The sequence below is a fragment of the Erythrobacter longus genome (genome assembly GCF_000715015.1).
Lineage (GTDB): Bacteria > Pseudomonadota > Alphaproteobacteria > Sphingomonadales > Sphingomonadaceae > Erythrobacter > Erythrobacter longus.
In genome coordinates, this window is sequence record NZ_JMIW01000010.1 from 1 (window position 1) to 18,990 (window position 18,990).

At 56.8% G+C, this 18,990-nt stretch carries 19 protein-coding genes; 7 read left to right on the forward strand and 12 right to left on the reverse strand.

Annotated features, from left to right (window positions below; genetic code table 11):
* The first annotated feature begins 182 nt into the window (after positions 1-182).
* Complete coding sequence (ctrA, locus tag EH31_RS16095) at positions 183-878, forward strand: response regulator transcription factor CtrA (protein ID WP_034962326.1); 696 nt, start codon at positions 183-185, stop codon at positions 876-878.
* Positions 879-966: 88 nt separating this feature from the next.
* Here ctrA and EH31_RS16100 read toward each other — a convergent pair whose 3' ends face one another.
* A complete protein-coding gene (locus EH31_RS16100) occupies positions 967-2,181 on the reverse strand; it encodes a mechanosensitive ion channel family protein (RefSeq protein WP_034962328.1) in 1,215 nt (404 codons plus the stop codon).
* Positions 2,182-2,323: 142 nt separating this feature from the next.
* On the opposite strand from EH31_RS16100, the gene trmB reads away from it, so the two are divergent.
* Both trmB and EH31_RS16110 read left to right on the forward strand, forming a co-directional pair.
* On the forward strand, positions 2,324-3,028 hold the full coding sequence (trmB, locus tag EH31_RS16105; RefSeq protein WP_034962329.1) for a tRNA (guanine(46)-N(7))-methyltransferase TrmB: 705 nt from the start codon (positions 2,324-2,326) through the stop codon (positions 3,026-3,028).
* Positions 3,029-3,087: 59 nt separating this feature from the next.
* Positions 3,088-4,311, forward strand: coding sequence for a DUF917 domain-containing protein (locus tag EH31_RS16110; protein WP_034962331.1), 1,224 nt, complete (start codon positions 3,088-3,090; stop codon positions 4,309-4,311).
* Between the two features lie 12 nt (positions 4,312-4,323).
* Here EH31_RS16110 and EH31_RS16115 read toward each other — a convergent pair whose 3' ends face one another.
* Positions 4,324-6,597: an NADP-dependent malic enzyme gene (locus tag EH31_RS16115; protein WP_034962332.1), complete on the reverse strand. Its 2,274-nt coding sequence runs from the start codon at positions 6,595-6,597 to the stop codon at positions 4,324-4,326.
* A 146-nt stretch (positions 6,598-6,743) separates the two neighbouring features.
* Between EH31_RS16115 and mutS the strand changes: the two genes are divergently transcribed.
* Together mutS and EH31_RS16125 are read left to right on the forward strand one after the other, a co-directional pair.
* The gene (gene mutS / locus EH31_RS16120) at positions 6,744-9,365 is read left to right on the forward strand and encodes a DNA mismatch repair protein MutS (RefSeq protein ID WP_479682499.1); all 2,622 of its coding nucleotides are present in this window, start codon (positions 6,744-6,746) and stop codon (positions 9,363-9,365) included.
* A gap of 58 nt (positions 9,366-9,423) precedes the next feature.
* The gene (locus EH31_RS16125) at positions 9,424-9,882 is read left to right on the forward strand and encodes a hypothetical protein (protein WP_034962334.1); all 459 of its coding nucleotides are present in this window, start codon (positions 9,424-9,426) and stop codon (positions 9,880-9,882) included.
* Between the two features lie 12 nt (positions 9,883-9,894).
* On the opposite strand, the gene EH31_RS16130 is transcribed toward EH31_RS16125, so the two are convergent.
* The 4 genes from EH31_RS16130 to gluQRS form a co-directional block, all read right to left on the reverse strand.
* On the reverse strand, positions 9,895-10,764 hold the full coding sequence (locus EH31_RS16130; RefSeq protein WP_034962336.1) for a 3-hydroxyacyl-CoA dehydrogenase NAD-binding domain-containing protein: 870 nt from the start codon (positions 10,762-10,764) through the stop codon (positions 9,895-9,897).
* 88 nt (positions 10,765-10,852) lie between these two features.
* A complete protein-coding gene (locus EH31_RS16135) occupies positions 10,853-11,428 on the reverse strand; it encodes a cob(I)yrinic acid a,c-diamide adenosyltransferase (protein WP_034962338.1) in 576 nt (191 codons plus the stop codon).
* Positions 11,429-11,441: 13 nt separating this feature from the next.
* Positions 11,442-11,681 (reverse strand): hypothetical protein, encoded by a 240-nt coding sequence (locus EH31_RS16140; RefSeq protein WP_034962341.1) that lies wholly within the window; start codon positions 11,679-11,681, stop codon positions 11,442-11,444.
* A 25-nt stretch (positions 11,682-11,706) separates the two neighbouring features.
* Positions 11,707-12,552, reverse strand: a complete 846-nt coding sequence (gluQRS, locus tag EH31_RS16145; protein WP_051699374.1) for a tRNA glutamyl-Q(34) synthetase GluQRS — start codon at positions 12,550-12,552, stop codon at positions 11,707-11,709.
* 164 nt (positions 12,553-12,716) lie between these two features.
* On the opposite strand from gluQRS, the gene EH31_RS16150 reads away from it, so the two are divergent.
* Positions 12,717-13,325, forward strand: coding sequence for an HNH endonuclease (locus tag EH31_RS16150; protein WP_034962432.1), 609 nt, complete (start codon positions 12,717-12,719; stop codon positions 13,323-13,325).
* 11 nt (positions 13,326-13,336) lie between these two features.
* On the opposite strand, the gene EH31_RS16155 is transcribed toward EH31_RS16150, so the two are convergent.
* The 4 genes from EH31_RS16155 to dksA form a co-directional block, all read right to left on the reverse strand.
* On the reverse strand, positions 13,337-13,822 hold the full coding sequence (locus EH31_RS16155) for a DUF4112 domain-containing protein (protein WP_081853471.1): 486 nt from the start codon (positions 13,820-13,822) through the stop codon (positions 13,337-13,339).
* A gap of 19 nt (positions 13,823-13,841) precedes the next feature.
* The gene (locus EH31_RS16160; RefSeq protein ID WP_241765969.1) at positions 13,842-15,311 is read right to left on the reverse strand and encodes an ABC transporter substrate-binding protein; all 1,470 of its coding nucleotides are present in this window, start codon (positions 15,309-15,311) and stop codon (positions 13,842-13,844) included.
* Positions 15,312-15,403: 92 nt separating this feature from the next.
* Positions 15,404-15,739, reverse strand: coding sequence for a PilZ domain-containing protein (locus tag EH31_RS16165; RefSeq protein ID WP_241765970.1), 336 nt, complete (start codon positions 15,737-15,739; stop codon positions 15,404-15,406).
* A gap of 272 nt (positions 15,740-16,011) precedes the next feature.
* Entirely contained in the window at positions 16,012-16,470 is a 459-nt protein-coding gene (gene dksA, locus EH31_RS16170; RefSeq protein WP_034962345.1) for an RNA polymerase-binding protein DksA, read from the reverse strand.
* 312 nt (positions 16,471-16,782) lie between these two features.
* Here dksA and EH31_RS16175 point away from each other — a divergent pair, with 312 nt between their 5' ends.
* On the forward strand, positions 16,783-17,109 hold the full coding sequence (locus EH31_RS16175; protein ID WP_034962437.1) for an SEL1-like repeat protein: 327 nt from the start codon (positions 16,783-16,785) through the stop codon (positions 17,107-17,109).
* A 15-nt stretch (positions 17,110-17,124) separates the two neighbouring features.
* Here EH31_RS16175 and EH31_RS16180 read toward each other — a convergent pair whose 3' ends face one another.
* Positions 17,125-18,261 carry a GNAT family N-acetyltransferase gene (locus EH31_RS16180; RefSeq protein WP_034962347.1) on the reverse strand — a complete coding sequence of 379 codons (1,137 nt, stop codon included), beginning with the start codon at positions 18,259-18,261 and terminating at the stop codon, positions 17,125-17,127.
* Positions 18,258-18,986 carry a glycerophosphodiester phosphodiesterase family protein gene (locus EH31_RS16185; RefSeq protein WP_034962349.1) on the reverse strand — a complete coding sequence of 243 codons (729 nt, stop codon included), beginning with the start codon at positions 18,984-18,986 and terminating at the stop codon, positions 18,258-18,260. Before EH31_RS16185 ends, EH31_RS16180 begins: the two co-directional genes overlap by 4 nt.
* Positions 18,987-18,990: the final 4 nt, after the last annotated feature.

Below are 18,990 nucleotides of genomic sequence, written 5' to 3' on the forward strand. Positions count from 1 at the left end.
GCTCCTCAAAAAGCAGTCTTGAATCAGAACCAAGCCCGTTTGGGAATCCCTTTTGTCAACACGGCCTAAATTAACCTTTTCCGTTCAGAACTTGTGTGGTTAATAGAGGGCAACATCTCTTAGCGAGACGTTACCGTGCACATCTCCCTCCACTAAGATGGGGCGCAATTAGGGGACCAGAAATGCGAGTGCTGTTGATTGAAGACGAGCCGACAACGGCAAAAGCCATTGAGCTTATGCTGACGACTGAAGGTTTTAACGTCTACTCAACCGATTTGGGCGAAGAAGGCCTCGATCTGGGCAAGCTGTATGATTACGACATCATCCTGCTCGACCTGAACCTGCCAGATATGCATGGCTATGACGTGCTTAAGAAACTGCGTGTTGCCAAGGTGCAAACGCCGGTTTTGATCCTCTCAGGCATTGCCGAGATGGACAGCAAAATTCGAAGCTTCGGCTTTGGCGCAGACGATTATGTGACCAAGCCTTTCCACCGCGAAGAGCTGGTGGCGCGTATTCACGCTGTTGTGCGCCGTTCGAAAGGCCACAGCCAATCAATCATCCGCACCGGCAAGCTTGCGGTTAACCTCGACGCGAAGACCGTCGAAGTCGACAGCGCCCGTGTGCACCTTACCGGTAAAGAATATGCGATGCTTGAGTTGCTCTCGCTTCGCAAGGGTACGACCCTTACCAAGGAAATGTTCCTCAACCACCTTTACGGCGGGATGGACGAACCAGAACTTAAGATCATCGACGTCTTCATTTGTAAGCTGCGCAAAAAGCTCAGCCATGCATGCGGCGGTGAAAACTATATCGAGACGGTTTGGGGCCGTGGCTACGTGCTGCGAGATCCGAACGAAGAGGCAGAGGCTGCATAAGCTTCTTCCACACGAACTTCAGCGCGAAACGCCCGGCATCCTCCCAGAGCTTGCCGGGCGTTTTGCGTTCCTACTCGTTACCCGTGCCTTACGATCCGTGGTCCACAAGCTTCACGTAATCACTGCCTGAGGGCTCCTGGAACAGGCTGAGTTTGAACTCAGGGACAATCGCGATCAGGTGATCGAATATGTCTGACTGGATACCCTCATAGGTGTTCCAATCAGTCGTATCGGTGAAGCAATAAATCTCAATCGGCAGGCCCTGCGGTCCGGGGGGAAGCTGCCGGACTAGCAGAGTGAAGTTCTCGCTGATCCGGGGATGCCAATTGATATAGGCCGCGATGTAAGCACGCAGCGTGCCGATATTGGTGAGCCGGCGCGCATTGACGGGCGCATCGTCCTTGCCAAGCTCGTTCGCATTCCACTTCGCCAGCTCATCGCGCGCATTGGCGAGATAACCTTTGAGGAGGTTGAACTTCTTCAGGTCCGTCACCTCTTCATCAGAAAGAAAACGCACCGAGTTTTGATCAATTACCAAACTGCGCTTGATCCGCCTGCCGCCGCTCTCGCTCATACCGCGCCAGTTGCGGAAACTGTCGGACACGAGGCGGTGCGTGGGAATCGTCGTGATGGTCTTGTCGAAGTTTTGCACCTTCACCGTGTGGAGCGAGATGTCGATCACATCGCCGTCCGCATTCATCCCCGGCATCTCGATCCAATCACCCACACGCAGCATATCGTTCGTTGTGAGCTGAACCGAGGCAACGAGGCTGAGAATGGTGTCTTTAAAGACCAACAGCAGCACCGCTGTGATCGCGCCGAGGCCGCTCAATAGGAGCAGGGGCGATTCGTCGATAAGGATCGAGACAAGGATGATCGCCGCGCCGCACAGGACGAGGATCTTGACCACCTGAACAAAGCCCTTGATCGGGCGGTTCTTCGACTGGGGACGGCGCTCGTAGACCTCGTTCATATAGGCCAGCGCCTTTACGATCCCCATCGCGATCGAAAGGACGATGATCGCCTGCGTAACATTGGCGATAAGGTTCATCGCGAAATCAGGAAGGCCCGGTACAAGGGCAATGCCGTTCGATATCACTAGCAGGGGCGCCACGGTCGCAAACCAGGTGGCGGAGGAATCAATCGTCTTGCTCTTCTTATCGAGATAAGGCGCGACCAGCCGCAAGATCACGTCTTTCAGTATGAAGTTGACCGCAAGTGCAGCAAGCAGAAGCCCCCCCACACCAATTAGGGTCTGCGCCCAAAGGGGCTGTCCTTCGATAATCGCCAAGAGCTGTTCCATTACCAACGCGATATAGGAAGAAGACCTTTGGCCTCAACCCAAGGCTGCCCGATAGTTAGGGGCGGACGCGGGGAATGTAGGAACTGGGGATTGACGCACTGGGGGTAGACAAGCGGGCGCCTGTCCGACTAGCGGACCCAGCATGAGCGCATACAAAGAAGGCGATCCCACCACACTCAGCCGGCTGTACGGTCGCAGCATCGGCAAACCCTTGCGTGGGCGACAGCAGGAGCTGGTCGATAATCTGCTGCCGCAGATCGCGGTGCCAGCAGACGGTCCTGTGACAGCAGAAGGCCTGTTTGGCGAGGACTGCCCCTTGCATTTTGAGATCGGTTTTGGCGGCGGGGAGCATCTGGCATACCGCGCAGACCTTTTGCCCAACCACGGCTTTATCGGGGCCGAACCCTATCTAAACGGCGTCGCACAAGCGCTTTCCCATGTCGAAGAGCAGAAGCTCTCTAACGTGCGGCTTCACCATGGGGACGCATTGGAAGTGCTCTCACGCGTACCCGACGCATCGCTTTTGATGGTGTATCTGCTACACCCGGACCCATGGCCCAAGAACAAGCATGCCAAACGCCGCATGATGAACGATGGCCCGGTCAAGATGATCGCAGACAAGCTTAAACCGGGCGGCGAATTTCGTTTTGGCACCGATCACCCTATTTATGTGCGCCACGCTCTGATGGTGATGCAGCGTTTCTCCGATGAATTTGAATGGGTCGCAAAAGGTCCGGCAGACTGGCAAAACCGCCCGTCGGGCTGGTGCGAAACCCGCTATGAGACAAAAGCACGCAATGTGTTTGGGCACGAGGTTTGGTACTTCCGCTTTCGGCGGCGGCGCTAGATTTGCAATCCTTCCTCAAAATCGCCACCTTGCCCTGCACAAAATAAAGGGCAAATCGCATGGCATCACGCAGGCAATTTCTGAGCGGGCTGGTAGTGGCAGCAGGAACGCTGGCGGCTTGCAGTGAGATTGATCCGGGCAAAGGGGCTGATCGCGAAGCGACAAAAGGCGCGCTAAACCTTGATGCAGTAGCTTTGGAGGATGCTCTTGTAGGATCCTCCTATCTTGGCACCGGCGGAGGCGGCAGTCTTGCCGAAGCACGCGAACTTATAGCCAAGGATTTGGAGGCCGGGCTCACCTTCTCAATGATCCCGGTAACAGCGCTCGCCGATACCGACCGGGTCGCATGCCCTTATGGCTTGGCCAGCCTTGCGCAGACGAGCGACGAAATGCAGGCACGCCTCGATGCGGCGAAGAACCGGGTGGAAGTTCCAGTTCAAGCAGCTTTTGAAGCGCTCGAACGCCACATTGGCCAAAAGTTTGCAGGCGTTATCATGGGCGAAATCGGCCCGCTTAGCCTTGCGGAAGGGTTGGCAACTGCGGCGCGCCTTGGCGTCCCTGCGCTTGATGCGGATACTGTTGGACGCGCGGTACCTGAAATCAACCAACACTCTGTAAAGGTTGCTGGAATTCCGCTCACTCCAATTGGCGCTGCGACACCGTTTGGTGATGAAATGATCGTTGAAACACTTGGCGACCCGACGCGTGCTGAGGATATTTTGCGGTCTATCGCAGTGGTCAGCCGTGAGTGCGGCGTAACCGACAGCCCTATCACCGGTGAACAAGCCAAAGCGCAAGGAACGCTGGTCACACAAAGCCTATCGCTTTCAATCAGCATTGGCAAAGCCGTCCGCGAGGCAAAGGAAGGCGGCACCGATCCGATAGAGGCCGCTCGCAAAGCAGGTGATGGCTATCTGCTTTTCAAAGGGACTGTTGCAGGTTTTGATTGGCGCGATGAAGACGGGTTTCTCGTTGGCGAAGTGCGACTGGACGGGACAGGTGAATTTGCGGGGCAAAGCTTTACGACTGACATTAAGAACGAACACCTCATCGCGCGCAAAAACGGCGCGGTGGTTGCCACCTGCCCCGATCTCATCTCCATCATCGACATCGCCAGCGCGGACGGCATCGTCAATCCGGGCTATGAAATGGGCCAGGAGGTTGCAGTGCTCGGCTTTCGCTGCGACCCGCTCTGGCGCAGCCAGGCGGGTCTTGCGGTCTTTTCACCACAATACTTTGGGTATGAGTTGGACTATGTCCCGATAGAGGAACGTCTCGCCTAGGGCAGCCCTACCCTATCCTACGACCCCCGCGCTCGCGAGGACTGCCAGTGTCAGCACATCGGGCGCCGCCGCAGTCATTGGAGCGATCTGGACCGGCTTGTCCATGCCCAGCAGCATCGGCCCAACGGTTGTATTCGACCCCAACTCACGCAAGAGCTTGGCCGACAGGTTGGCGGACTGAAGCCCCGGCATAATGAGAACATTGGCTGGGCCTGACAGGCGGCTAAACGGATAAAGCTTCATCACTGCAGGGTTGAGAGCGGCATCTGGGGCCATCTCGCCCTCATACTCGAAATCGCAGCCTTCCTGATCAAGGATCGCCACAGCCTTGCGAATATCGGCGAGCCATTGGCCCGACGGATTGCCAAAGGTCGAGTAGGACAGGAACGCGACGCGCGGTTCATGCCCCATGCGGCGCGCCACAGCGGCGGTTTCGCGGGCGATATAGGCAAGCTCGCTTGCACTTGGCCGCTCGTTGATGGTTGTGTCGGCAAGGAAGGTCGTGTGGTTCTTCCCGATCATCATATGGATGCCGAAAGGTAGCGCGCCCGCCTTCTTGTCGAGCACCAAATTCACCTCGCGCATAGTCTGCGCATAAGTGCGGGTGAGCCCTGAAATCACGCCATCTGCATGGCCAAGCGCCACCAATAGAGCGGCGAACACGTTCCGTTCCTGGTTCACCATCCGGCGAACATCACGCTCGGTATATCCGCGCCGTTGGAGGCGGTTGTAGAGATAATCGACCATAGCAGGCACGTGGCTGCTATCGGCAGAGTTCTGGATCTCAAAACTGCCCGGATCAGACACGGAAAGCTGGTGAAGCTTGTCCATGACCGCTTTGGTGCGGCCCACGAGGATCGGCGTGCCATATCCAAAGTCGCGGAACTGGATCGCGGCGCGCAGCACCACTTCTTCTTCGGCTTCGGCAAAGACCATCCGCTTTGGATTGGCTTTTGCCTCGTTATAGACTCCGGTGAGAACCGAAGTCGTCGGATTGAGGCGTGATTTGAGCGCGTGCTTATACTCGTCAAAATCCTCAATTCGGAACTGGGCAACCCCTGAATCCATCGCAGCTTTAGCGACCGCGGAAGACACCACTTCGATCAGGCGCGGATCGAACGGCGCTGGGATTATGTAGTCGGTCCCAAACTTCTGGTTCTTGCCGTAAGCGCTCGCCACTTCTTCAGGCACTTGCTCGCGCGCCAATTCAGCAATCGCGGTGGCCGCAGCAACTTTCATCTCTTCGTTGATCGTGGTCGCTTGTACATCGAGCGCGCCGCGGAAGATGAAAGGGAAACCAAGCACATTGTTGACCTGGTTAGGAAAGTCGCTTCGGCCCGTCGCGATAATCGCATCGGGACGCACGGCCTTCGCCTCATCGGGCATGATTTCAGGCGTCGGGTTTGCCATCGCAAAGATGATCGGCTTGTCCGCCATATCGGCGACCCATTCCGGCTTCAAAGCGCCAGCGGCAGAGAGCCCCAAGAAGATGTCAGCGCCCTTGAGTGCCTCTTCAAGGGTCGTTGCATCGGTGGCGACCGCATGCGCGCTCTTCCACTGGTCGACATTGTCACGCCCGGGGGTAATCGGCCCCTTGCGGTCGCACATGATTACGTTTTCATGTCGCACGCCCATCGCTTTGATCAAAGCGGTACAGGCAATCGCTGCTGCGCCTGCGCCATTCACAACGACTTTAACGTCCTCGATCCTGCGGTCTGTCAGATAACATGCGTTGAGCAGCCCCGCAGCGGTAATAATCGCTGTGCCGTGCTGGTCATCGTGCATCACGGGGATATTCATCCGCTCACGCAGCGCTGCTTCAATGATGAAGCATTCGGGCGCCTTGATGTCCTCAAGGTTGATCCCGCCAAATGTCGGCTCCATCAGCGCAACGGCATTGATAAAGGCTTCGGGGTCTTCGGTGTCGAGCTCGATATCGATAGAATCTACGTCGGCAAAGCGTTTGAACAAGACCGCCTTGCCTTCCATCACCGGCTTGGAGGCAAGCGCGCCCAGATTGCCCAGGCCCAAGATGGCTGATCCGTTCGAGATAACCGCGACCAAATTCGCCTTTGCCGTATAACGGGCTGCTAGGGACGGATCAGCGGCAATCGCCTCCACCGGAACAGCAACCCCTGGCGAATAAGCAAGTGACAAGTCGCGCTGCGAAGTCATAGGCTTGGTTGCGACGATCTCCAGCTTACCTGGGCGAATAGTCTCGTGGTAAAAAAGCGCTTCGCGGCTGGTAAATCCGCCTTTTGGCCCGGAATCGTTCGTGTCTGCCATCGACAGCCCCCTCAATTGATCTCAAAATGCACCGTTGCAAAGGGCCTTAGCCCGCCCGTGCGCCAGATGAAAGTGGGGGATTGCACATTGGATAAGTGAGCTGCACCCCCTTCCCGAATCGCAAAGCCACTGGCACCGCAAACCCGATGGCCGCTTCTAACAAGCCCACTCCCATGATGGAGCAGTATCTTGCGCTCAAGCGCGAGGCGGAGGGCTCGCTCCTGTTTTACCGGATGGGCGACTTTTTCGAGCTGTTTTTTGATGATGCCAAAGTGGCATCGGACATCCTCGACATCGCGCTCACTGCACGCGGAGAACATGGCGGAGAGCCAGTGGCTATGTGCGGCGTTCCGGTTCACGCCGCAGAAGGCTATTTGGCGCGGCTAATAAAGGCGGGACAGCGCGTCGCAATTGCCGAGCAAACAGAGACGCCTGACGAAGCCAAGGCCCGCGCGAAACGCGAGGGCCGGCCCGCATCTAAAGCATTGGTGGCGCGCGATATTGTCCGCTTTGTCACCGCAGGCACTTTAACTGAAGAAGCTTTGCTCGAACCGCGGCGCGCCAATCTGCTGGTCGCTTTGGCAGAGGTGCGCGGGACAATCGGGCTTGCCGCGTGCGATATTTCGACAGGCGCAATGGTCCTTGAAGAATGCGCACCGGAGCTTTTGCTCGCATCGCTTGCACGCCTTGGCGCGAGCGAAGTCGTGGTGCCCGAGGACTGGCAATATGGCCCTGATGACGTCGTGGGACACAATCGCAGCGCCTTTTCCAGCAATGAGGGCGAACAAAGGCTCAAATCCCTCCACGGCGTCTCTACGCTTGATGGTTTTGGCGAGTTTTCAAAAGCTATGTTGGCGGCGGCAGGCGGCCTTGTCGCATACCTTGATCACGTGGGACGCGGCGAACTGCCGTTCTTGTTGCCGCCGACCGCACGCGAACAATCGCTGACCATGGCAATGGATGAGGCCACCCGCACAAGCCTTGAGATCCTAGAAGCGGCAAGTGGCGGGCGTGCAGGCAGCCTCGTGGCCACCCTCGACCGGTGTTCGACGGGAGCTGGATCACGGCTTTTATCAGAAGACATCTCCGCACCGCTCCTCAATCAATCGGCAATCGAAAACCGCCTTGCGCTGGTGCAATTCTGGTTGGAGCGTCCAATTGAGCGAGCCAACCTTCGCGACTGTTTGAAAGCGCTGCCAGATTTTGGCCGGGCGCTTGGGCGCATTGTTGCAGGGCGCGGCAGTCCGCGCGATTTGGGGCAAGTGCGCGATGGTCTGGGCGAGGCATGGCGAATTTACGAGTGGCTTTCTGGAGAACCTGATCGTCCTGCACTGCTAGACTTGCTTTTACCCAAGCTGACCGGTCACGGCGCGCTTATCGATCGGCTTTCGCGCGCACTGGTCGCATCGCCGCCGACCGAGCGAAGCAATGGCGGCTTTATCGCCGAAGGGTATGATGCAAGCCTTGATGAGCTGCGCGAAATGTCTGGCAGCGCAAGGCGTGCGATTGCTGCGATGGAAGCGCGCTACCGCCAAGAGACCGGGATCAGCTCGCTCAAGATCAAGCACAACGGCGTGCTTGGGTATTTCATCGAAGTGCCCAACCGTCACGCAGACGCTTTGATGGCGCCCGACAGCGGTTTTACCCACCGTCAAACGATGAAAGGTGCGGTGCGGTTCAACTCGCTTACCTTGCACGAGGAAGCGTCGCGCGTCTCAGAGGCAGGCGGCCGGGCGCTTGCAGCAGAAGAGGCCCATTTTGAGGAGCTGACCGCCCTTGTCAGCGCTGCACGCGAAGCGATTGCCGCCACCGCTGCAGCGCTTGCCCGGATTGATGTTGCCTCTGGCAATGCAGAGCGTGCGAGCGAGGGCGATTGGTGCAAGCCAACCATATCGGATGGCGGCAAACTCTCCATTTCAGGGGGGCGCCACCCGGTGGTGGAGGCCGCGCTTTCCAAAAGTGGTGAGCGGTTTGTGGCCAATGATTGCAAACTGCATGACAATGACCGGCTGTGGCTCATCGGTGGTCCTAATATGGGCGGTAAATCGACCTTCCTTCGCCAAAATGCGCTGATCGCATTGATGGCGCAAGCAGGCTCCTATGTCCCTGCAAGCGAGGCGCATATCGGCCTTGTCGACCGCCTGTTCAGCCGGGTGGGAGCCTCCGATAACCTCGCCAAAGGCAGATCGACCTTTATGGTCGAAATGGTGGAGACGGCCGCGATTCTATCTCAGGCCACACCTAAGAGTTTCGTCATTCTGGATGAAGTAGGCCGCGGCACATCGACTTATGACGGGCTTGCGCTGGCATGGGCTGTGGTCGAGGCTGTTCACTCCAAAATCGAGTGCCGGTGCCTCTTTGCCACCCACTATCACGAGCTTTCGCGTCTTGCGGAAAGCTGCGAGCGTTTATCCCTCCACCACGTACGAGCTCGTGAGTGGAAGGGTGACCTTGTGCTGCTGCATGAGCTTGCCGAAGGGCCAGCGGACCGCTCTTACGGCCTTGCGGTTGCGAAACTTGCAGGGGTTCCTGGAACGGTCATCAAGCGTGCTGGACAGGTGCTCGAAAAACTGGAAGCAGCGCGCAATGAAACGGGCGGGCTTGCGGCAGGGCTCGGCGAATTGCCGCTATTTGCTGCTGCCGAAGTTGTTGTGACCGAGACAAGCGAAGAGGTATTGGCCAGAAAGCTGCGCAGTGCCGATCTTGATGCACTTTCGCCGCGTGATGCCTTGGACCTGCTTTATGAGCTTAAAAGCTCACTCGATTAATTTTCCTTCACTTGCGATGCCAACCAATCCTTAACTCTATCCGGGTAAGGGTGCAGCCATGTCTAATACGCTCTTCGAGAACCCAAAAGTCGCGCTCGGTTTTTCCGGCGTGGTCGTTGCTGTTGCATTGATCGCAAGTGTTGCTTTCCAAGAGCTTTCAGGAAGCGACAAGGCCCCGCAAGAGGCTGTTGCAGCAGCGCCCGCAGCTCAAGCTGCCCCGCAGCCTGCCCAGGCCGGTTTTGCCGCAAACTCAGCGGCCGGATGGTCTGACGATGGCGCTGTCACTGACGATTGGGGCGCAACAAGCGTGTCGCCGCAATCTGGGAGCGGTCCCAAAGTGCAAGAGCAGATCAGTGATGTGCCGGAATTTGGCGACCGTGTCGCAAACCCTACTCAGGTGAGCGGAAGGACCCGCTCTAGCGGAGCGGCCGTTACCTCAAGCGCAGCGCCCGGCGCGCCTGATGTGCAACCGCCTCAAGCAGGTGGCAGCCCCGAAGTCCAAGCGGTCGGGAATTAAGCCTCTATCCCCTCATCGCGTGGGGACAGGTGCCTCACCGGTGTAGTCGTAAAAGCCGCGGCCTGTCTTTCGGCCCAACCACCCTGCTTCGACATATTTGACCAGCAGAGGCGCCGGGCGATACTTGCTATCGCGCGTGGTCTTGTAGAGCACTTTGATAATATCAAGGCAGGTGTCGAGCCCCACGAAATCCGCCAATTGCAGAGGTCCCATCGGGTGATTGAGACCCAGACGGCAGCCCTTGTCGATATCTTCGATCCCAGCCGTTGATTGGCCCAGCACAAACACCGCCTCATTGATCATCGGCAAAAGAATGCGGTTCACGACAAAGCCGGGTTCATCCTGGCTGAGCACCACTTCCTTACCCAGACCCTTGGCGAACTGCGTCACGCGGTCGGTCGTGTCTTTGGCGGTTGCCAAGCCGGGGATCACCTCGATCAGGCCCATGACAGGCACCGGATTGAAGAAGTGCAGCCCAATAAAGCGGGCAGGATCGGGTGAATGGTTCGCCATGCGGGTGATGGGAATAGAACTGGTGTTGGACGCGAAAATCGCATCCTTGGCGAGCATTTTGCCAGCGCTTTCAAAAATCGCGTTCTTGATCTCTTCGCGCTCGGTCGCGGCCTCGATTATGAGATTGGCTTCTGCCATCGGCGAATAATCGGCAACCGGAGTAATCCGGGAGAGCAGCGCTTCGGCAGCGTCCACCTCGATTTTGCCCCGGCCGACCAATTTGGAAACCGCGCTTTCGATCTTGCCCTTGCCCGCCTCGGCGGTCGCTAGATCAACGTCTGACAGCATCACCTTCATGCCATTGGCCGCAACAGTTTGAGCAATGCCGGTGCCCATTTGACCGGCCCCGATGACAGCGATTTTCTGCATGTTAGAGTTCCCTTCGCAAGTGCAGCAAAGGGCTCCTAGCCGGGTTAGATTGTCTTGGCTAGCGGTTCACGCTTTACCTGTTGGCGCTCTACCTGTTGGCGCCGGGCACCCACTTCACATCAGCCTTCCCATTGTCATTCAGCACACGGGCCAGAACAAACAGCAAATCGGACAGGCGATTGATGTAGATGAGTGCCGCCGGATTGGTCGGCGCTTCGCCTGCAAGCTGTGTCATGGCGCGCTCAGCGGCTCTAACGCAGGCACGCGCAACATGGACGCGGGCCGCCGCCTCGCTGCCACCGGGGAGGACAAAGCTGTTCAGCGGCTCCAGATCCTCATTGAGTGCATCAATCTGCGCCTCAAGCCACTCTGCTTGCGAGGCAACCATGCGCAGGGCCATTTCCTTAGGCGCAAAGTCGCCATCATCGGCGGGCGTCGCAATATCTGCGCCAAGGTCGAACAAATCGTTCTGAATGCGGGTGAGAAGCGCGCGGTTCGCCGCGTCTTCGATTGCACAGGCAGCCAAGCCTATGGCTGAGTTCGCTTCATCCACTACACCAACGGCGGCAATGCGGGCCGAATGCTTTTGCGTGCGCGATCCATCGACAAGGCCGGTTGTGCCATCATCACCGGTGCGCGTGTAAATCTTGTTGATCTTGACCATTTTGAGCGGAAAATCAGCTTCCAGCGCCGGCTACAAGAGCGATTACAGCGACCACTCCGATTGCCATCGCCTGGTATTTGATACGGTTAAACATCGCCTTGTTTTGCAGATCCTGCATCTCGGTGACGGTTTCCGCCTCACCGGTTTCAAGGTCGATCTTGGTCGTCTTGAGGAAAGCGATGATGCCTCGCACCAGCGAAAACACCACCAAGCCACACAAGATGACGAGCGCAGGGATAAGAATATAGTTCATGGGAAACTAAATGGTCGCAATGCCATCAAGTTCCAAGCTCGAAATTTTGCATCCGCAATTGCTCTGCAAGCATCACACCATCTTCGCCAGATAATCGGCGCTCAGCAAGTGAAGGAGAACCACGGCGTTTCGCCAGCTTTTCGCCATTGGCATCAAGCAATAGTTTGTGGTGGTGCCAGGTCGGAACGGGCAGGCCCAACAGCGCTTGGATCAAGCGGTGAATGTGGGTGGCCTCGAACAAATCCATGCCCCGCGTCACAAGCGTCACACCGTCGCGCGCATCGTCAAGCGTTGCGGCCAGGTGATAGCTGGCAGGCAGGTCTTTTCGCACCAGAACCACATCACCAAAGGGGCGCGGGTCGGCTTTCATTTCTCCGGCAATTTCGTCGAACCATGACAGATCACCGGTCTGTGCCAAGGCTCTGTCGATATCCAGCCGCAAGGCCGCACCGTCGGTCACACCCCTTTGGGCAAGACCGCGCGACGTCCCCGGATATGTGAGCCCATCATTTCCTTTGCGCAAAGGCAGCGCGGCAATCTGTTTGCGAGTGAGATCGCAAGGGTAGAGTAATCCGCGCTGCAACAGCTCATCGGCCGCCGCCGTGTATGTATCGAGCCGAGTGGATTGCGCGGGCACCTCTTCCCATTCCAATGCCAGCCATTCGAGATCGCGCCGAAACTCATCGGCAAACTCAGGCTTTGAACGAGGCCCATCAATATCCTCAATCCGAAGCAAGAAACGGCCACTTGCTGCCTTTGCCAAGTCATGCGCGACAATTGCGGAATAGGCGTGACCCAGATGCAATGGCCCATTGGGGCTTGGCGCAAACCGGGTTACAATCGGGCGGATATGGAGAGGCAAATCGCTCATAAAATCGTCATGCCACAGGAAAGGCGGTCTAGCTATTCACATGGTGTCCACACGCTTTCCACTTGTTGGACACATGCTACAACTGTGGATACCCACAGCGTCATGGCTTTGACTCTTTTGCCTGTCACGTCATGTTCTGTGTCAATCAGAAGGGGATGCGAACGATGTTCAAAGCCGAGCTGATCGAGCAGGCCGCGCGATACCGTTGCGCTGAAAAGGATGCGCACAGTAACCTTTCGGCATGCCCTGCACTTGTGCTCAATGCCGATTACACACCTTTATCGTACTACCCACTGAGCCTGTGGCCTTGGCAGACTGCCATTAAAGCGGTGTTCCTGGACCGGGTGGACATTGTCGCAAGCTATGACCGTGAAGTGCACTCGCCCAGCCTGGATATGAAAATCCCAAGCGTCATCGCATTGAGGCAATATGTCAAACCGAGCGAGTTTCCTGCCTTCACCCGTTTTAACGTGTTCCTGCGCGATAAATTCGAATGCCAATATTGCGGATCGAATGACACTTTGACCTTTGACCATGTCATTCCGCGCCGGCTTGGCGGGAAAACGACATGGGAAAACATCATCACCGCCTGCGGCTCATGCAACATGAAGAAGGGCGGCCGGACCCCTAAACAGGCGAATATGCCGGTGCAGATGAAGCCGATCCGCCCGACCAGCTGGCAATTGCAGCAGCAGGGTAAGATGTTCCCGCCAAACTACCTGCATGAGACATGGCGCGATTGGCTGTATTGGGACATTGAGCTGGAGGCCTAGGGGTCGCAACCCTAGCCCTCAATAACCTTCGTTTCTGGGTGGTGCTTGTCGAGGTGCTTCTTGATGATTCGCAAGTTCCGAGTGTTGGAGCGGAAAACGAAGTCTGCCGCATCACCGACGACCGGCACAAGGCCCAGAAGCGTATCGACAGCCACATTGGCTCCCATCCGGGTCAGTTGCCATTTGGAAAGCCCCAGATTGCGCGCTTCCCATACGATGTAAGCGCCAAGTGCAGTTGTGACGATATCGCCGATCACCGGGATCAGACCAATGAGCGCATCAAGGCCAATCGGCATATTTACACCGGGAATGCGAAAACTACGCTCCAACAGTATTTCCACCGCCTCCACGCGTGCCCTGACCGAATGCGGATCGCTCCCCGTGGGCAAAGCAAAGCTCAACCCTTCAGGGCGCGCCGCGCCGTGGTCGTCAAAGCCCGCTCTATCTTGAGCGGATGGATGCGACAGGATTGGAGGCCTGTTGCCAGATGTCGTCATTTTCTCACTCCTACCCACTTTAATTTGGGGCCTCAGCGAGCTCAGGCAAGGGGTGAAGCCCCCAGGGGTTGGCCTGATACCCATCGACCGTACCGCGCACCAAAGACCAGCGCACCGGGCTTCCAAGCGGTATAAACACTTCTTCTCGCGTTAAAATTTGATGCGCTTCGATAAGCAAAGCTTGTTTCGCAAATGGATCACGAAGCGTCAGAGTTTCGCTTACCAACGCATCGGCCTCTTCCGAGCATAGGCCAATGGCAATCGAACAATTGAGCTGGTTCAAAAACCAGCGCGGCGACGAATAGCGCGCCAATCGGTCCCTCAGCTCAAGATCTCCTCCTTTGCCAAGGCCGACCTTTTCAGCGCGCACGCCAATTTCCTGCCACCCTCGTGCTAGCGAGGCAAAGAGAAGATCGCTCCCCGGCCCTTCGGGAAGGCCAACACGAACCACAGGCTCTTCGCCGGTCGCAGCTCGCCATTGTGCAACACGGCCACGTGCAATTTCGCGTCTTTGTTCCAAAGTCAGATCAGGCCACCTGCTGCTTTGATAGATAGCCGGAACGAACATATTGGCAGGCACTATCCAGGAGGTTGGCGCCCATCCGCCGATCCCAAAAGGTTGAAGCAGGGTCTCACGGTCAATCGCCATAGAAAGCGCCTCTCGCCGAGCCGGGCTTTCCAATAGATCTGCATCACTGCGCACGATGAAGCCAAACAAGCCGAAGGTGGGATCGACCTGAACAGCACCGCGCGACAATGGCCCAAGCTCGACCATTGGAAACTCTGCAATCCTTCCATTCATAAGAAGGTCAAGCTCACCACGTGAAAAGGCATCAATCGCATCACGCGCTGAAAGGCTTTGTACCGCCAAATCTCTGGTTCGCTCTCGCCAATCCTGCCGCGCTGGAAACCCGCGGGCCTCTGGTGGCATCATGGTAAGCCTGGCAATCGCGCCATCATCCTCGCGCTCCACCATCATGGGACCAGTGCCGCTGCCCTCAATTGCAAGACCAAGCTCAGGTTGAGCCAAAAGCCGCAGGAAATCTGGCATTGGCCCGGACAAACGCAGTTCAATCACGCGGCCCGTCATTGCCCTCACCTCTACCAATTTGGCAAAGTCGAGGCCCAGCGATGTTCCTTCAAACTGGCGGATCCTCTCCTGCAGCAAAAGGCGGATTTGCGCCGCCGTAATCGGCTCACCATTTGGCCCCTCGGAATTACGCAGGCGAAAGATGTAGCTCATCGCGTCATCTGTGACGATCCAACGCTCAGCGAGCGCTGGCACGACCTGTCCGGTTTGATCGAGGGCAACAAGGCCTTCGTGCGAAGCGGCCCGTATATGCTGCGCTGCGGGCGAGAGCCTAACCCCGGAGGAGAATAATTCCTCTTCTTCACCGATGATGGCAACACCCAACGGTCCGCGATCTGGGGCAGGGCCACAGGCGAACAGCACACTTGATAAAGCGCAGAGGAATAGTGTTCGGGTCACTCAGGTACGATTAGCACCTAATCCGCCCAAGAACAGCGTCTTGTCTCGCCCAATTTAACGGGCCGATGGAACGCTGGATTTTGCGTAACGCATTAAATCTTGCGAAGATTGCTCGAGTCTTTGGGAGGTGGCGGAGCGCGGTGCGCGTACGACACTGAACTTGAAGCGGTATCTTGCATTGCGCCGTGGTTGGAAGGCGCGCGTGCAGATTGGGAATCAATCTCGTTATCAAAGGCAATGCCGAAACGCTGATCCTGGACCCAGGCAACAGTCCCTTTGACGGTCCCTATATTGCGCAGCTCGACGTCGACCCGGTTGCCCCGACTGACCTTCATCGTGCCCTCGCCCATCATGCCGCCGTCCGATAGATTTCGAACACGCACGCGGTGCTGAGCACTGTCTTGTTCAACAGAAACGTTAGCCAGCAAAAAGAGGCTGTCGCGTGTTACACTTCTCGTCTCGACACCTGTCATTGTCGTAACGTCTCCGACCTTCATCGTGGTTATTATAATTTGTCGCCCATACCATCTGGCGGTTTGCCGGAGACATGAGCCCAAATGTGCTTCGTTCATCCAGCTACTAGTACACGGTTAAAGGGTCGTAAAATTTACATCCGGATCGGCGGCGAAAACCAAACGTGCCTCAAATCGGCACAACATCATGCCTCTCTTGTCGGCTGAGCTTTTTGTTGGCTGTTGCCTTAGTCGTCGCGTGAAATCTTCTCTCGGCGCTCATGCGCTTCTTGCGCTTCGACGGTCATAGTGGCCACTGGCCTTGCGATCAGACGCTTCAGGCCAATCGGATCCCCAGTGACCTCGCAATAACCGTATTCGCCTTGGTCGATTCTGCGAAGGGCTGAGTCGATCTTGGATATAAGCTTGCGCTGACGATCACGGGTACGAAGTTCAATGCCCCAATCGGTTTCACTCGAGGCACGGTCGTTGAGATCCGGCTCGCGGATCGGACCACTTGCCAAAGACTGGAGGGTTTGACCCGCCGCGCTGTGAATAGACCGCTTCCACTCGAGAAGAAGCATCTGAAAATACGCCTGTTGACGCTTATTCATATACTCTTCGTCATCGTTGGGAACGTAGTCTTCGCCCAAAAGGCTCTTGGCCTTTTCGATGATTTCGATTTCTTCTGACGCCGCCGCTGACATGTGGTCCTCTAATCCCAAAAACCGTGTTGCAGACGGCCAGACCCACTTACGCTTCCAGACGCAAATTAGCCCGGCAATCCCTTGCTCGGCGCGCTATAGGCAAGCGTTCAAAAGCTCGCAAGCCAGTTTACGGCCCCGCTCCCCGATTAGCGCAGATTTGATGGAACGAAGCGCTGTTTGGCCCGCGTAAATCCTCGTAACTGATTAAGAAAACCCGAGGCCGTTAACCAATTGTTGACCATGATGATTGAGGACTAACGCAACGCGGCCCTCAAAGGGGATTTGGGCCATGAAGAAGACGGGGTAAAAGAAATGCAATTTAAGTCTATCGATCAAGTCGCAAGTGGCACCGTGGAGAGCGGTGAAATCGATCTTGCAATCGCTGGTTACCTTGCCGACGCAGTTGCTGGCGATGTCGCAGCCCTATTTAACCTCGGTGTTGCCTATTCTACAGGTTCCAACGGCGTCGAATCCGACCTTATCGAAGCCCACAAGTGGTTCAATCTTGCCGCTTCACGGGGCCATGAAGACGCAGCGTTCTGCCGCGCTGACGTCTCCGATGAAATGACTGCGCGCGAAATCGCCGAAGCACAGCGCCGCGCACGCCGCTGGCTTTCTGAAGAACGACGCGCTGCTTAGGATTGAAGTTTTCGATCACCCTTTCTTAAAAGGGGTTCGTCGATCCAGAAAAAGCTGATCTGCAGCGACGCCTTCGCGTTCGCGCTCTAGAAAATCAGCAACCGCCGCGCGGAAGCCCGGATCGACCAGATAGTGCGCCGAAAAGGTCTGCACAGGTTCGTAACCACGCGCCAATTTGTGGCCGCCCTGCGCCCCTGCCTCTACACGGGGCAAACCCAATTCAATCGCGATATCGATCGCTTGATAATAGCACAGCTCAAAGTGCAGGAAGCGCACTTCGCGTGTGCATCCCCAATAACGCCCGTAAATCGCATCTGCGCCGATGAAGTTGAGCGCGCCGGCAACGGGCTCACCATCATCAAACGCAAGGATCAGCACCATTCGATTCCCCATACGCTCGCCTAGAAGTGTGAACGCCTCTCTGGTAAGGTAAGGGGTCCCCCATTTTCGTGCGCCTGTGTCCTGATAAAAGACCCAGAACGCATCCCAATGCTCAGCTTTGATATCATCGCCCGAAAGGCGTTCTATTCGCAGACCTTGTTTTGCCGCCTCCCGCTCTTTGCGCAGGTTCTTGCGCTTGCGCGAAGCAAGGCTTTCGAGAAAGCCTTCAAAGCTGTCATAGTCGCGGTTAAGCCAATGGAACTGGATATCACTGCGGATGAGCCAGTCTTCTGCCTCAAACAGGGGCAACTGGTCAGGGTCCACAAATGTCGCATGCGCCGATGACAGGCCATTTTGCTCGCACACCACTTCAGCGCCTTTGAGAAGGTGCGATGCGAGAGTGGGATCAGACAAAAGCAACCGCGGGCCCGTTGCAGGCGTAAAGGGCGCTGCAATCTGGAGTTTGGGATAGTAGTTTCGCCCTGACCTGTGGAGTGCGTCAGCCCAGGCATGGTCAAACACATATTCGCCTTGGCTGTGCCCCTTGGCATAGCTTGGCATGGCGGCAAGCAGTCGGTCGTGCTCGTCCGTGATCGCGATGGGCGCAGGGTCCCAGCCGGTTCCCGATCCAACGCTTCCTGAATCCTCAAGCGCTGTCAGGAATTCATGGCTCACAAAGGGATTGCGATTGCCACCAAGGGCGTTCCACTGGTCAGCGTCAAAGTGCCCCACGCAGGGTGCCAAACGGACGGTCAATTCTCGCTCGCTCATGCCAGTCCTGCGCCTTCCACGACAAGCGCATCGACATTCTCGAGAGCCCTTTTGCGGGTTTCTGGCGAATTCACCGTCCAAGATAGAATGGGAAGACCGCCCGCGCGCAAGGTCGAAACCCATGGGTTTGGAAGCGCAGCGATATGATAGGCGAGAAAATCGGGCCGGGCGACCGCCAGCGCATCGCGGCGCGCTTCGGGCGTTTGGGTATAACCCATCTCATCCTCGCGCATCACCAAGCCGCAGACCGTTTCTGCCGAGTTCTGGCGAAACCAGGTCGCAACGCGCGGATCAAAACTCATAACGGCATGGGGGTGAGAATAATTCTTGAGCACATTGGCAACAGACACACAGCTCCACTCCACATCATAGTCAGGCTTTGACTTGATCTCGATCAGAAGCGGCACGCGGCCACCTACCACCTCTAGCAACGTAGCGAGACTGGGAATGGATCCGCCGTTCTCGCGAAAAGTCATCTGCTCTAGATCGCCGCAGGTACGATCTTCGACCAGTCCCGAACCAGTCGTCAAACGGTCCAGCTCCCAATCGTGAAAGACCATCGGTTGGTCATCGAAACTGCGTTGGATATCGCATTCGATGCCCATCCCCGCTTCAATCGCAGCCCGAGCCGCTTCAAGCGAGTTTTCGGGTACACCGTCGCAATGCAAACCGCGGTGCGCGTATTCCCACCTGGTCAACCACTCGGGAACAGGCCGGGAGCCCATCAAG